The 14236-nt window shown below is 71.1% G+C and carries 13 protein-coding genes and 1 pseudogene; 5 read left to right on the forward strand and 9 right to left on the reverse strand.

The window, feature by feature from the left end; translation table 11 throughout:
• On the reverse strand, positions 1-482 hold a 482-nt coding region (locus tag D474_RS0104290; protein ID WP_026118156.1), incomplete at its 3' end, for a sulfite exporter TauE/SafE family protein.
• A 225-nt stretch (positions 483-707) separates the two neighbouring features.
• On the opposite strand from D474_RS0104290, the gene D474_RS0104295 reads away from it, so the two are divergent.
• Both D474_RS0104295 and D474_RS0104300 read left to right on the forward strand, forming a co-directional pair.
• Complete coding sequence (locus tag D474_RS0104295; RefSeq protein WP_017612367.1) at positions 708-1283, forward strand: sigma-70 family RNA polymerase sigma factor; 576 nt, start codon at positions 708-710, stop codon at positions 1281-1283.
• The gene (locus D474_RS0104300; protein ID WP_017612368.1) at positions 1280-1939 is read left to right on the forward strand and encodes a zf-HC2 domain-containing protein; all 660 of its coding nucleotides are present in this window, start codon (positions 1280-1282) and stop codon (positions 1937-1939) included. Before D474_RS0104295 ends, D474_RS0104300 begins: the two co-directional genes overlap by 4 nt.
• A gap of 40 nt (positions 1940-1979) precedes the next feature.
• Here D474_RS0104300 and D474_RS27620 read toward each other — a convergent pair whose 3' ends face one another.
• From D474_RS27620 to D474_RS0104320, 4 genes and pseudogenes are all read right to left on the reverse strand, one after another.
• The gene (locus D474_RS27620) at positions 1980-2588 is read right to left on the reverse strand and encodes a class F sortase (RefSeq protein WP_017612369.1); all 609 of its coding nucleotides are present in this window, start codon (positions 2586-2588) and stop codon (positions 1980-1982) included.
• A gap of 10 nt (positions 2589-2598) precedes the next feature.
• A complete protein-coding gene (locus D474_RS0104310; RefSeq protein ID WP_083931732.1) occupies positions 2599-3252 on the reverse strand; it encodes a CHRD domain-containing protein in 654 nt (217 codons plus the stop codon).
• A 136-nt stretch (positions 3253-3388) separates the two neighbouring features.
• Positions 3389-4871: pseudogene (locus tag D474_RS27625) on the reverse strand (sodium:solute symporter).
• A gap of 38 nt (positions 4872-4909) precedes the next feature.
• The gene (locus tag D474_RS0104320) at positions 4910-6112 is read right to left on the reverse strand and encodes an anhydro-N-acetylmuramic acid kinase (protein WP_017612371.1); all 1203 of its coding nucleotides are present in this window, start codon (positions 6110-6112) and stop codon (positions 4910-4912) included.
• A gap of 290 nt (positions 6113-6402) precedes the next feature.
• Here D474_RS0104320 and D474_RS0104325 point away from each other — a divergent pair, with 290 nt between their 5' ends.
• Positions 6403-7236, forward strand: a complete 834-nt coding sequence (locus D474_RS0104325) for an alpha/beta fold hydrolase (RefSeq protein ID WP_017612372.1) — start codon at positions 6403-6405, stop codon at positions 7234-7236.
• Between the two features lie 67 nt (positions 7237-7303).
• Here the strand turns inward: D474_RS0104325 and D474_RS0104330 are convergent, their stop codons facing one another.
• From D474_RS0104330 to D474_RS0104340, 3 genes are all read right to left on the reverse strand, one after another.
• Complete coding sequence (locus D474_RS0104330; RefSeq protein WP_017612373.1) at positions 7304-8032, reverse strand: class I SAM-dependent DNA methyltransferase; 729 nt, start codon at positions 8030-8032, stop codon at positions 7304-7306.
• A gap of 79 nt (positions 8033-8111) precedes the next feature.
• A complete protein-coding gene (locus D474_RS0104335; protein ID WP_017612374.1) occupies positions 8112-9701 on the reverse strand; it encodes a sodium:solute symporter family transporter in 1590 nt (529 codons plus the stop codon).
• A gap of 6 nt (positions 9702-9707) precedes the next feature.
• Positions 9708-10190, reverse strand: a complete 483-nt coding sequence (locus D474_RS0104340) for a universal stress protein (protein WP_017612375.1) — start codon at positions 10188-10190, stop codon at positions 9708-9710.
• A gap of 394 nt (positions 10191-10584) precedes the next feature.
• Between D474_RS0104340 and argG the strand changes: the two genes are divergently transcribed.
• On the forward strand, positions 10585-12036 hold the full coding sequence (gene argG / locus D474_RS0104350) for an argininosuccinate synthase (protein ID WP_017612377.1): 1452 nt from the start codon (positions 10585-10587) through the stop codon (positions 12034-12036).
• A 120-nt stretch (positions 12037-12156) separates the two neighbouring features.
• On the opposite strand, the gene D474_RS0104355 is transcribed toward argG, so the two are convergent.
• A complete protein-coding gene (locus tag D474_RS0104355; RefSeq protein WP_017612378.1) occupies positions 12157-12924 on the reverse strand; it encodes a DUF6544 family protein in 768 nt (255 codons plus the stop codon).
• A gap of 244 nt (positions 12925-13168) precedes the next feature.
• On the opposite strand from D474_RS0104355, the gene D474_RS27630 reads away from it, so the two are divergent.
• Positions 13169-14089: an STAS domain-containing protein gene (locus D474_RS27630; protein WP_017612379.1), complete on the forward strand. Its 921-nt coding sequence runs from the start codon at positions 13169-13171 to the stop codon at positions 14087-14089.
• Positions 14090-14236 lie beyond the last annotated feature (147 nt).

Raw genomic sequence — 14236 nt, forward strand, 5'->3', positions numbered from 1 at the left:
CCCAGGGACGAGGCGACCGAGCCGATCGCGAGCCCGCCCGCGGTCACTGTCCCGCGCCCGAGCCGCCGGGGTTCGCGGTTCTGGTCGCGGGACAGGAACCCGCGTCGCAGCACGCTGTCGAGGATCGTCCACACCAGGTACACGCTGAACAGCACGTGCTGTGCACGTTCGCCCAGGAGCAGCGCGCCGACCGCGCCGAGCACCGCTCCGACGGCGATGTAGACCGCCAGCGGCCACACGTACTCCCGGCGCAGCCTCCCCGTGCGGAGCTGCGCCGTGGTCGCGCCGGCCGCGTTGACGATCATCACGGCCGTCGATGTCGCCACCGCCACGTGCATCGGGTCGGCGTCCGGGCCGGACGAGGCCGACACGACGCCGTAGACGACGGGGACCGTCACGAAACCGCCGCCGAAGCCGAACAGCACGGTGGTCAGTCCGGTGAGGCAGCCGAACGCGAGCAGGAGGAGGACCGAGTCGAGCACCGGTCCACGGTAGGGCAGCGCCCTCACCGGCACTGACACCGGGATCCCGCCCCGACCAGGTGGTCACGCCCTTCCGGCACGACCCCTCGATATGACCGACATCGGGCTGCGGCTTCGGGCAGGGTGGGAACCCGGGGCCGGAACGGTGAACGCGGGTGCGCCTCGGGGAGTATTCACACCTCACTGAACGACCGGGACGTCTGGCCGACGAGGGACGGGGGACGGATGGGCCGACTGCTGAGGCGGCGCCGCAAGAGCGAAGGGACTGCGGCCCCGGAGGTCGACCTGCGCAGCGAACAGGGGGTCCGAACCGCCTATCAGGCGCACGGCCCCGAGCTCTACCGCTTCGCGCTCCGGCAACTCGGTGACGAGATCGCCGCCCAGGACGCCGTCCAGGAGACCTTCCTCCGCGCCTGGCGGGCCGGCGACCGGTTCGACCCGGACCTGGCCAGCCTGCGGGTGTGGCTCTTCGCCATCGCCCGCAACGTGCTTCTCGACGAACTCCGGCGGGCCGGGAGGCGCCCCGTCCCCGTGCCGCCGGAGGAGAACGACCGGTCCCGGAACAGCCTCGCACGCGGCGGGGTCGACGAACAGGTCATGCGATCCTGGCTCGTCGAGGAGGCACTGCAACGCATCGGTCAGGAACACCGGGCGGCCCTGGTGGAGACCTACCTGCGGGGGCGCCCCTACGCGGAGGTCGCCGCAGAGCAGGACATCCCGGTCGGCACGCTGCGCAGCCGGCTCTTCTACGGGCTCAAGGCTCTGCGCGTGGTCATGGACGAGATGGGGGTGCGAGAATGAGCAGGGACCCACACCGCGAGGTCCGCGACCTCTTGGGCGCCTACGCGCTCGACCGGCTTGATGACGCCGAGCGGGCCTCCGTGACCGCGCACCTGGACGGCTGCGACGAGTGCCGCCGCGAACTCGACTTCGTCGCCCCCGCTGCCTCCGCTCTCGCACTCGCCGACCCCGACCGTGTCACGGCACAGCCGGCACCGCCTCCCGACCTGGGCGACCGGGTCCTGAGCACGATTCGCGCCGAACGCCCCGCTCGCCGCATCGGCACACGCATGCTCGTGGCGGCCTGCGCGGCCGCCCTCCTGGTGGGGGTGGGCGCCGGTGTCGCCGGAGGGTACGCCGCCTTCGCCCCCGATCCCGAACCGCAGGAAGACGTCGCCGCCACCGTGCACGACGACCGCGTCGATGCCGAAGCGCTGCTCGTCCCGCACACGTGGGGCGTGGAGATCCGGCTGACGGGTGAAGGGTTCGAGGCCGGGGAGACCTACCGGGCCACCCTGTTCGACGAGTCGGGCGGCTCCCACCCGGCAGGCGAGTTCATCGGCGTGGGCGAGGACCCCATGGTCTGCAACCTCAACAGTTCCCTGCTGCGCGAGGACGCGGTCGGTTTCGAGATCACCGACGAGTCGGGCGATGCCGTCGTCACCTCCTCCTTCTGAGCCCGGTCGGCCCCGCCCGGTGGGGGTGGGCGGGGCCGGGTCATACGCCGGGGGGACGCTCGGCGAAGACCACCAGGTTGTCGGTGTAGGAACGCTCGTCCAGATCGAAGTCGCCCGTGCACGTCACCAGGCGCAGCACGTCCTCGCCCGTGGCCCCGAAGACCTCGAAGGTCGGGAACGCGTCCTTCGGGAACGTGTGCACCCCGGTGACGGAGTAGGACACCGTGTCCCCCGCGGCGGTGTCGACCTCCACGGTGTCGCCGTCCTCCAGCTCCCGGAGCCGGTGGAAGACGGCCGGGCCATCGGCCGAGTCGACGTGGCCCAACACCACGGTGGGCCGTGTCTGCCCGGGGCGTCCGCTGCGGTCGTACCAGGAGGCAAGATCGTGGTCCTCGGGCACCACTGCGCTGCCGTCGTCCTCCACACCCAGGTGCAGCAGCTCCGACGACACCCCGATGCCGGGGATCCGCACCGCGGCGGGGTCGCCGCCCGCGGGTTCCTCGGGCAGGGACTGGGGCTCAGCAGGTTCTTCGGCGGAGGCAGAGTCAGGGGCGCGTGAGGTCTCGGTGGGCGGGGGTCCGTCGGTCGGGGGAGCGGCGGCGCACCCCGCCGCGGCGACCCAGAACAGGGACGCCGCGGTCAGGGACACCGCACGTCTCCTACCGGTCGCCCGCACCGGTCAGGAGGGTCGGGAGCAGGCCGGCGGAACCGCCTCCACCGGTCTCCATGCCGCCCATGGGCACCTCCCAGAGCTGGCCGCGGATCGCGCCGTCCGGGAAGTCGGCCGTGTGGGTGTCGGCGTAGAAGCTCTCCGGGTCGGCCTCGATCTGGTCCAGGGTGAAGCCCTCGCCGGTGTCGTTGCCCTCGTCGTCCTCGACGCCGGTCGTGAACGGCCCCTGCATGCAGCCCGAGCTGCGCAGCACCCCGTCACCCTCGTCCTCGGGGTCGGGGAAGGCCAGACGCGGCGGACCGAACTCTTCGGCGGAGGCCTCGTGGATGTGTGTGGCCGTGCGCGCCGGGCTCTCGTAGGGCGGGGTCACCCCCTCCAACTCGATGTCGTAACAGATGACCTCCTCGTCGCTGTTGATGCGGAAGTCGAAGGTGCCCCAAGCGCCCTCCTCCCCGGGCACGGGCTGCTCCTCGTCGTCGACCACCATGTCGGGGTCGGCCTCGACCGTGTACATGCTGGTGAACTCGTGCGGCTCGGAGACCTCCTCGTCCGCGTGCGCGGGTACGCCCTGCGCCACCACCAGTGCTCCCGCGGCCGCCGTCGCCGCCAGGGCCGTGCTCGACCGTCGTGTCGTCGCCCTCATGGCTGTCCCCTCCGTCGTTCGTCATGTGTTGCGGGTCACTCTGACCGTGGATACGACAGGGATCGGCGCGGCGTTCACCCGGTGGGCGTCAAGGCTCGGTCAAGGTCTCGGACCCGCGCGGCGGTCCGGGTACGCGTCAGGTGCGGTCCTCCGCGTCGGGGCGCGGCGGCAGCGCAGCGGTTCCGGAGCGGGGGTCGGGGCCGCTGTGCCGCAGCGAGAGCAGGTGTCCCAGGCCGAGTGTGATGGCCACGCCGATCGCCGTGTACCAGGTGAACCCGACCAGCTCCGGGGCGAAGAGGAACAGCGAAGACATGGCCACGACCGCGGCCCCGAAGGCGATCGTGGCGTCCACCTGGCGGGCACGGTGCACCCACATCCCGAGGAAGAACGCTCCCAGAAGTCCGCCGTAGGTCAGGCTCGCCACAGACAGCCCGAGCTCGACCACCGGGTTCTCGGTCCCGGTGAACATCGCCGCCGCACCGATGAAGACCAGGCCCCACCCGAGCGTGAACAGCCGGCTCAGCCGCAGCGCACGCTTCTCCGGGAGCGGCTGGCGGGGGNGTCGAGGACGACAGCGCCGACAGCGACGACGACAAGGTGCTCATCCCCGCAGCCATGATCCCGGCGAGCATCAGCCCGGCCACACCGACGGGCATGCCCTCGACGACGAAGGTCGGGAACAGCTCGTCGGGGTTGTTCAGCCCCAGCTGGTCGACGGTCTGCTGTTCGTAGTACGAGTACAGCGCCAGGCCCACGGTCAGGAACAGCGCGAACTGGAGGAAGACCACGACCCCGCTCATGACCAGGGCCAGCTGGGCGTCGCGCAGGCTCTTGCACCCGAGCAGGCGTTGCACGATCAGCTGGTCCGCGCCGTGCGAGGCCATGGACAGCAGCGCACCGCCGACCAGGGCCGTGACGGTGGCATAGGGCGCCGAGACCGGGCTCGAGGCGAAGTCCAGGAACTGCGTCTTGCCGGCGTCGTGAGCCTCGGCCAGGAAATTGACGTCCAGGCTCTGCACGATCACGGCCAGCGCCACGATTCCGCCGACCATGTACACGCCCATCTGCAGCACGTCGACCCACACCACGGCCTTGATGCCGCCGACGAGGGTGTACAGGATCGTCGCCACACCAAGCAGCGCCACGATCGTGAAGTAGGACAGCTCCAGGCCGAAGGAGTCCAGCACGATCTTCATCGGGATCGCCGCCGCGAACAGCCGCACACCGTCGGCGAGCAGCCGGGTGAACAGGAAGGTCACCGCCGTGGTGCCCTGCATCCCGCGCCCGAACCGCACACCCAGGTAGGCGTAGGCGGTGGTCATCTCCCCGCGGTAGTACCGGGGCAGCAGAACGAACGCCACGACCAGGCGTCCGATGAAGTACCCGACCGCGACCTGCAGGAACGTGACGTTGTCCAGGAACGCGATCCCGGGTGTGCTGATCACCGTGAGCGCGCTGGTCTCGGTCGCCACCACCGACAGGCACACCGCCCACCAGGGCAGTTGCCGGTTGCCGATGAAGTAGTCGCGGACCGTGCGCTGCTTGCCCGAGAGCCACAGCCCGAGCCAGGCCGAGGCCAGCAGGTAGACGATGATGACCGCCAGGTCGATGGTGTGCACTCGGGTGACCTCCGTTGGCCGTGTCGGGGGATGTGGGCTCAGCCGTCCGGGGCAGGGACCGGTTCCTGGGCCGGGTCAGTGACCTCGAGGCGTCGGGGGACGGTGGTGGCTGGTTCGGGCAGGCGCAGCGGGTCGGAACCGGGGGTGAGGCGCCCGGCAGGGGCTGCCCGGCGCGCTCCGGTACAGGAAGGCAGTGCCCCGGGGAGCCCGTGCCAGGTGAAGAAGCCCAGCAGGGCGAAGAGGTAGGCCTCCTTGGCGTCGCCGTCCAGCCCCAGGTCCTCGGCGGGGGACAGGCCCGCGGGCCGCAGGAGCTCTGCCAGGCGATCGGTCAGCGCAGGGTTCCGTGCCCCGCCGCCGGACACGTGGACCTCCGTGAGCGCGTAGGGGGCCAGTGCGTCTGCGACGGTGCGTGCGGTGATCTCCACGAGGGTGGCCAGTAGGTCGGTGGTCTCCACCGGCCCGTGTTCGTGCAGGACCCCCTCCAGGTACGCCGCACCGAAGAGCTCCAGCCCGGTGGACTTCGGCGGAGCGAGCCGGTAGTAGGGGTCGGCGAGCAGGCGGTCGAGGAGCACGGGGTCGACCCTGCCCGCGGCGGCGAGGCGCCCGTCCCGGTCGAAGTCGGAACGGCCCCCGGTGGCGCGGCGCACGGCTGCGTCCAGGAGTGCGTTTCCGGGGCCGGTGTCGAACGCCGTCGGTTCACCGGAGTCGGGCACGACCGTGGCGTTGGCGATGCCGCCGATGTTGAGCGCGGCCGCCGGCACACCCCGTCCGGCCAGCAGCAGGGTGTCGAGCAGCGCGGCCAGCGGAGCCCCCTGGCCCCCGGCGGCCACGTCGGCGGTGCGCAGGTCGGAGACGACGGGGATCCCGGTGGCCTCGGCGATCCATGCGGGCTGGCCCAGCTGCAGGGTGCCGTGCACGGAGGCCCCTTCGGCCCAGTGGAAGAGCGTCTGGCCGTGGGAGGCGACGAGGTCCGCGTGTCCGCCGGCCAGGTCGGTGACGGCCTCGTGTGCGGCCGCGGCGAACACCTGCCCGATGCCGGTGTCGAGCCGGCACACGGCCTCCATGGTCGTGGCGCCGGGTGGCAGCGCAGAACGCAGATCCTCGTGCAGCTGCTCCGGGTAGGGCACGGTGCGGTGGCCGAGGGGCCGGAGCCGGACGAGGGCGCCGTCGAGCGTGAGGTCTGCTGCGGCGACGTCGATGCCGTCCGCGGAGGTGCCCGATGACAGACCCAGGACTCGCACGCGGCACCCTCCATCCTCCGGAACGTCCCCAGCGTCATACCGCGCGGAGGGCGCGCGCAACCCCCCGAATGCACCGTGTCGGGGCCGGGCATCCCGGCCACGGAAACGGCCCGACCAGTGACCGAACTGCCGTAGGTCGACCTCTCACAGGCCCATCGCGGCCTGCGGTGCGACCGGCCGGCACGTGTCCCGCGGGGATGAGATCCAGTACCCCGCCCGCATGCATAGGACGGCCGATGTCAGGAAGGACAGCCCGTGAAGGCCCTGAACCCACGACGACAGGGGGAGTCATGGGACACATTGAGGTCGGAACCGAGAACAGCGCACCGATCCGCCTGTACTACGAGGACCACGGCAGCGGACGCCCCGTCGTGCTCGTGCACGGATATCCGCTGGACGGCGCCTCGTGGGAACGGCAGACCGCCGCGCTCCTCGACGCCGGCCACCGGGTCATCACCTACGACCGGCGCGGGTTCGGGCGCTCGGACAAGCCCACCGTCGGCTACGACTACGACACCTTCGCCGCGGACCTCGATCGCGTGATGACCGAGCTCGACCTGCGCGACGCCGTGCTGGTCGGGTTCTCCATGGGCAGCGGTGAGGTGACCCGCTACCTGAGCCGGTACGGATCGGCGCGGGTCGCCAAGGCGGCCTTCCTCGGGGCGCTGCAGCCCTACCTGCTCAAGACCGGAGACAACCCCGAGGGGGTGCCGCAGGAGGTCTTCGACGAGCTCCGCGAGGGCGTCACCCGGGACCGCTACGCGTTCTTCGAGGATTTCCTCGGTGACTTCTTCAACGCCGACACCTTCCTCGGCAACCGGGTGAGCAAGCAGGCCTTCGACGCGCACATGGCGGTGGCCTTCGGTGCGTCGCCGCACGCGTCCGTGGCCGCCCAGCCCACGTGGCTCACCGACTTCCGCCAGGACCTGCCGCACATCGACGTGCCTGCGCTGATCGTTCACGGCACCGAGGACCGGATCCTGCCGATCGACGCGACCGGGCGCCGTTTCGCGCGGGCCCTGCCGGAGGCGCGGTACATCGAGATCGAGGGTGCGCCGCACGCGCTGCTGTGGACCCACGAGCAGGAGGTCAACGAGGCCCTGCTGGACTTCGTCGCCGACTGACGCGGGGGTGGTCGCGTACCGGTCGCCGGGCCCCGCGGGGCCCGGCGACCGACCCGTGTCAGGCGGGCTAGCGCCAGACCGACACGTGCGCGGTGCTGTGCGAGGTGAACGGTGCACGGTGCCAGTCGGCCCAGCGGTGCTCCAGCCGCAGGCCCGCGAGCTGTGCCATGAGGTCGAGCTCCGAGGGCCACACGTACCGGAACGGGATCGCCCGGTACGAGCCGCGCCCGTCCTCCACCGTGATGTGGTGCGAGACCATCGACTGGGTCGCGGTGTCGAGCACGTCGTAGCCCCAGCGGGTGGGGCCGGTGGAGAACAGGACGGTGTCGTCGAGCTCGCCGAGCCGGCGCACCGGCGGGACCCCGACCTCGACGACGAAGCGGCCCCCGGGTTCCAGGTGCTCGGCCGCGTTGCGGAAGCAGGCGACCTGTCCGTCCTGCGTCGTCAGGTTGTTGATGGTGTTGAACACCAGGAAGGCGACCGTGAAGCGGCCCTCCACCCGGGTTCGGGCCATGTCGCCCGCGGTCGTTCCGATCTGCTCGGCCCCGGGCTTGGCGCGCAGCTCGGCGATCATGTCCTCGGACAGGTCGATGCCGTGCACCGGGACCCCGCGCGCCGAGAGCGGCAGGGCGATACGGCCCGTGCCGATGCCGAGCTCGAGGGCGCGACCGCCGCCGGCCAGTTCCTGCAGGAGGCCGACGACCGGGTCGACCTCCTCGGGCGCGAACATCCCGGCGTGGCCGCGGTCGTAGCTCCGTGCGGCGGAACCGGCGAAGTGGTTCTCCTTGGCGCTCATCCGTGAACCCTAGGCAGGCCCGTGCGCCGGTGTCATGGGTTTTCCCGGGCCCGGCACCGGTGGCGGCGGCCGGGGTGGCTCACACGAAGGGCAGCACTGCGCATACCGTCACCGCCCCCAGGCCCAGGGCCAGGTAGCGGTAGTTCTTGTACCAGGGCGTGCCCTCCAGCTCCCGGGACTCCTGCCGCCACGTGGCCCTGCTCCAGGTGATCGCCTCGACCTTCTCGGCCGGCGGTGCGGGGGTGGCGAGCGAGATCCCCACGAAGACCACCGTGCTCAGCAGGACCATCAGTCCTGTGCCGTACAGGAACTGCAGGTCACCGAAGCCCAGCACCTCGAACACCAGGAACGCGGCCAGCCCGACCGGCACCACGGCCAGGGTCCACACACCCGCAGCGATGGAGGCCCTGCGCCAGAACAGCCCGCCGAGCAGTACCACCACCAGCGGCATCGTCACGTACCCCAGGAACGACTGGAAGTAGGCGACGATCCCCGAGAACGTGGTGATGACCGGCGCCCACAGGCCGGCCAGCACCAGGAAGAGCCCCACGAGGACCCGCCCCAGGTTCAGCAGCTGGCGCTCGGTGAACCGGTGGTTGCGGGTCTTGACGAAGTCGTTGACGACCAGACTCGCTGCCCCGTTCAGAACCGAGTCCAGGGTGGACATCAACGCGAAGACGAGCGCCGCGACCACCAGCCCGCGCAGGCCCGTCGGCACGAAGTCGAAGACCAGCGCCGGCCAGATCATGTCGCTGTCGGGCACCTGGTCGGGATCGTAGATCCCGCGTCCGAGGATGCCCGGGAAGATCAGGAACACCAGCACGGGCAGCTGCAGCGCACCCGCGAACAGGGCGCCCCACCGGCCGTGGTCGATGTTCTTGGCCGCCAGGACACGCTGCACCACGATGTGGTTGGTGACCCACACGTAGAAGGACAGCCAGAGCGCGCCGGTGAAGATGCCCGGCCACGGGAAGAACCCGTCGTCGGCGGGCGGGGCCACGGTGAAGCCGTCCTCGGGTGCCAGCTCGGGCAGGGCCGACCAGTCGAAGTCGAACTGGGCGAAGACCGTGACGAACAGGGCGGCCCCGGCGCTGAACAACACCACACCCTGGATGGTGTCGGTGATCATGACCGACTTCAGGCCGCCCACGAGCACGTACCCGCCGCCCAACACGGCGATGATCGAGATGAGTACGCCGAGCGGGACCTCGGGGAACAGCAGCGACAGGACCAGGGACCCGGCGAACATCGCGCCCGCACTGTCGAGGAGCATGGCCGTCACCACGGTGAACCCGGAGAAGGCGTGGCGCGCGCGGCGGTCGTACCGGCGTTCCAGGAACTCCGGGACGGTCGTGATGCGCGACTGCAGGTAGAAGGGCAGGATCAGCAGCGCGAAGACGAGCAGGACCACGGTGGCCATCCACTCGAAGTTCCACACCGAGATACCGGTCTCGAACCCTGCCCCTGCCAGCCCCAGGTATTGGGTCCCGCCGAACTGGGTGGCGAAGAGGGAGAACCCGACCACGGGCCAGACCATGGTGCGGCCGGCGAGGAAGAAGCTCTCCGAGCTGTCCTGTCGACGGCCGACCCAGAGTGCGATGGCGATCACGGCGGTGACGAACAGGACGACGACCGCCAGGTCGAGGGCTGAGAGGTTGAAGTCGGGCACGGCCGCTCACCCCTGTTCCGGGGCGGCGGTGTGCCCGGCGGCCTCGGTGAGACCGTCCCTGACCACCAGCACGGAGCAGTGTGCGTCGCGCGCCAGGGGCAGAGAGAGGTCGCCCAGAACCATGCGTTGGCCCGGCCGTCCACCGCGGACCCCGACCACGATGAGGCCGGCGTCCAGCTCCTCGGCCACACGGACGACCGAGCGCTCGGGCCTCCGGGAGAGCCTGAGCTCGGTGCGCACGGGTGTGACACCCCGGTCGGCGAGCTGGTCGTGCCGCCGCCGCAGGAACGCCTCGCCCTGGGCGCGGAGGTTCTCCTCCTGCGCCGGGACGGCGGTGACCCCGGTGACGCTGGGGGAGTGGGCCTTGACGTGGACCAGGGCAAGCCGGGAACCCGTGGACTCGGTCACCCGGGCCGCGGCCTCCACGGCCCGGTCGGACTCGGGTGACCCGTCGTCGGCCACCAGGACCAGGGTCGGGAAGGAAACCATCGGCGGACTCCGCTCGCGAGTGCTGCTCCGGTACCGGCCCGGTGGCTCCGCGGGGCGCCGGGCCCCGGAGCTCCGGGCTCACCCCTCTTCAGTGCCAGAGGAAGCGGGTGTCTTCGAGCTCCGCCACGCGGTGTCACCGAACGGTCGTTCGCGGGCCCGGCCCCGGTGGCGGCGGCTGCCTCGGGGTGCGAGGATCGTCGGAACGACGGGGTCGAACCGGGGGAGGGTGTATGGCCGCAGGCACGGTGCTGGGGATCTGCGGGGCCGGTGAGCTCGAGGAGGCGCTCGGGTACGCCGCACGCAAGCGCGTGCAGGGTGTGCTGTGAGCGGACTCACGGGTCCGGTCCTGACCACTGGATTGTATGTGCATGCATGATCGTGCATACTTATATTCATGTCCAAGGTACTCACCTCTCTGCCTGTCGGTGAACGTGTCGGAATCGCCTTCTCCGGGGGTCTCGACACCTCGGTGGCGGTTGCGTGGATGCGCGAGAAGGGCGCCGTCCCCTGCACCTACACCGCCGACATCGGCCAGTACGACGAAACCGATATGCCCGCGGTGGCCGAACGCGCCAACGATTACGGCGCGGAGGTCGCGCGACTGGTCGACGGGCGTGCCGCCCTGGTGGAGGAGGGCCTTGCCGCCCTGGCCTGCGGGGCGTTCCACATCCGTTCCGGCGGGCGCAGCTACTTCAACACCACACCGCTCGGGCGTGCGGTCACCGGTACCCTCCTGGTGCGCGCCATGCTCGAGGACGACGTGCAGATCTGGGGCGACGGCTCCACCTTCAAGGGCAACGACATCGAGCGGTTCTACCGCTACGGCCTGCTCGCCAACCCCGGCCTGCGCATCTACAAGCCCTGGCTCGACGGCGACTTCGTCGGCGAGCTCGGCGGCCGCAAGGAGATGTCCGAGTGGCTGGTCGAGCGCGGCCTGCCCTACCGCGACAGCACCGAGAAGGCCTACTCCACCGACGCCAACATCTGGGGCGCCACCCACGAGGCCAAGTCGCTGGAGCACCTCGACACCGGCATCGAGATCGTCGACCCCATCATGGGCGTGCGGTTCTGGGACCCCGAGATCGAGATCCCGGCCGAGGACGTCACCATCGGCTTCCAACAGGGCCGCCCGGTGACCATCAACGGCAAGAGCTTCGACTCCGCCGTCGACCTGGTCCTGGAGGCCAACACCATCGGCGGCCGCCACGGTCTGGGCATGTCCGACCAGATCGAGAACCGCATCATCGAGGCCAAGAGCCGCGGCATCTACGAGGCCCCCGGCATGGCGCTGCTGCACAACGCCTACGAGCGCCTGGTCAACGCGATCCACAACGAGGACACCATCGCGGCCTACCACGCCGAGGGCCGCCGCCTGGGCCGCCTCATGTACGAGGGCCGCTGGCTCGAGCCGCAGGCCCTGATGCTGCGCGAGTCCCTGCAGCGCTGGGTCGGTACCGCCGTCACCGGTGAGGTCACCCTGCGCCTGCGCCGCGGCGAGGACTACTCGATCATGGACACCACCGGACCGGCGTTCAGCTACCACCCGGACAAGCTGTCCATGGAGCGCAACGAGGACTCCGCGTTCGGTCCCGTCGACCGCATCGGCCAGCTCACCATGCGCAATCTGGACATCGCCGACTCCCGCGCCAAGCTCGAGGACTACTCCCGCCTCGGTATGGTCGGCGACGCCACGCAGCCCAACGCGGTCGGCGCGGCCCAGGCCGCCTCGACAGGGCTCATCGGCGCGATGCCCGAGGGCGGAGCGGAGGCCATCGCCTCGCGCGGTGAGGGCTCGGACGAGGCCGGCCTGCTCGACCACGTCGCCCTGGAGTCCGGTAACGACTGACAGGAGAGCCCTGGGGAGCGCCCTCCCCGAAGCAACGAACCGCCCCGGCCGGGACCCCCTGGCGGGGCGGTTCTTCGTGTCGTCGGGACGGCAGGGGCGGCGGGTGGTACCGGAAGCCCGTCAGAGCCAGACCGCCGTGTCGATCTCCGCGTCGTAGAACTCGTGCGCGCCCTCGTGGGCGTCCAGGCCCCACCCGGCCCGGATCCGCCTGGGCAGGACCAGGCCGTCGATCTCCTGCTCCCCGCTGAAGACGGCTGTGAACCGGTGGAATCCGAACCCGTGCCCGTCCGGGTCACCCCACCGCGGCAGCGAGACCCACTCGAGCCGGCCCTTGGGGCTGACCCGGATCGTGATCCGGTGGACCCGCCGGTCGACGATCACGTCCGCGTGCGCGGTGTCGTCGTCCACGTGGACCCAGTGCACCGACGGCAGCAGCGCCGCCGCCGGGGTGAGCGCGAGTTCGGCGGGGAGCCGCCCCGACGCACTGTGGGCGACGTCGGCGTTCTCGGCCGTGAGCAGAGGGACCGTGCCGGCCGCCGTCCAGCGCATCCGGCCAGTGCCTGCGTGATAGAGGTCGAAGCCGCGCACCGACAGCGGACCCATGTGCGCGGTGGCGGCCCACACGTATCCGCGGGTGGCGCTGACTACCTGCCGGGCCCGGAGCCGGCGCCAGCTGCCCAGCCACAGCCGTCCGTGCAGGGTCAACGCGACCGTCGTCGACAGGGGAGCGCCCGAGGCGATGGTGTGTCCGGTCCACCGGCGGACGGGGGCGGGCAGACCCACCACGGACGCAGGGTCGAAACCTTCGGTGGTCGGGGCCTGCGGGATCAGGGCGTCCCAGGTCGGGGCAGCCGAGCGGGCTTCCGGGGGTGCCGGCAGAGTCACCATGGACCCGACCCTAGGACGGAGTCTCCAGCGAGGTGCACAGGCCGCGCCGTACGGCGTGCGTCGCACGCCGTCCAGGTGCTGACGGGGCCGGGTACTCGGCATGACCCTCCGGTGACCTGCGGCCGCGTAGGGTCGAGAGCACCGGCCTCTCCGGGGCGCAACGCGCCTCTGAGGAGAACCGCCCCACCCTCGACCCGGGTGACGCGTTCGGTCGCGGCTTCTCGGAGTTTGGAAACGCTGCACCATGGCCTACTTCAGCTCTCGCACGCTCGGCGTGCAGAACGTTCCTGCGCCCGCCCCGCGCCTGCGCCTCAACCCGAACCCCCGCGGTGAAACCGTGCTCGACGGCGGATGGTGGCCGCGCTCGGCCGATCCCATGGCCGAACTCTCCGCACTGGTGCTGGAGCTCGGACGACACCGGGGCAGTGTCCGTCGGCTCGAACTGGGCGTCACCGGATGGCGCCGACGTCCCGGGGTCCTGGAGGCCGGCGGGCGCGAGGTCGACCTGGTTTGGTCCCTGAGCTCGCCCGACGACCTGGTCGTGGCGGTCGGGCGCGACGGGGAGCGCACGAAGCTGCTCGTGGTCCCGCCGGGGGTCAACGCTTTCGTGGCCCGCTCGGCCATGGAACTGGCGGCCCGAACCTCCAACACCGATTCCGCGTCGGCGGTGCTGGAGACCGCGAGCGAGCTCCTCCCGCCGCCCAGGTCCGTTCCGGAGAACGAGTGGGAGTCCGAGGGAGGCGCCATGGTCCCGGTCGGCTCGGCACGGCACCCGAAGCCCGGTCAACGGGGGCTCCGCCGCCACTTCGAACAGGGTGCTGCGGCCGAATGGCCCCCGCCTTCGAGAGCCGTGGTCGAGCTCTCCGGGGACATCGACCTGCACACCGCACCCGCGCTCCACCGGTCGCTCCAGGATTCCCTTCTCCCCGGGCTGGCCAGGGTCGTGGTCGACCTGTCCGGGGTCACGTTCTTCAGCGCAGCGGGGGTCGCGCTGCTGGTCTCGGCCCACCGCCGGGCCGGGGCCCTCGGTGTCGACCTGCGGTTGGCCGCACCGAGTGCTCAGGCGCGCAGGGTCCTGGCCCTGACCGGTGTGGACGGCCTCATGCCGGTCCACGAGAGCCTCGAGGAGGCTCTCGGCGAGGTGGTCCCCCCGCTCGCGACCTGAGCAGTACCGGGGCTGTGGCGGGCCCTCCGTTGCATCGGGCGGTCGACCGTCCCTATTTCCTACTTTGTTGGTTGACAAAGTCTGTTTAGCGGATCACTCTTGTGTGCGAGGACGGGGACGGCCCCGAGAGAACCCCCGCCGAGCAGA

The organism is Nocardiopsis salina YIM 90010, assembly GCF_000341025.1.
Lineage (GTDB): Bacteria > Actinomycetota > Actinomycetes > Streptosporangiales > Streptosporangiaceae > Nocardiopsis > Nocardiopsis salina.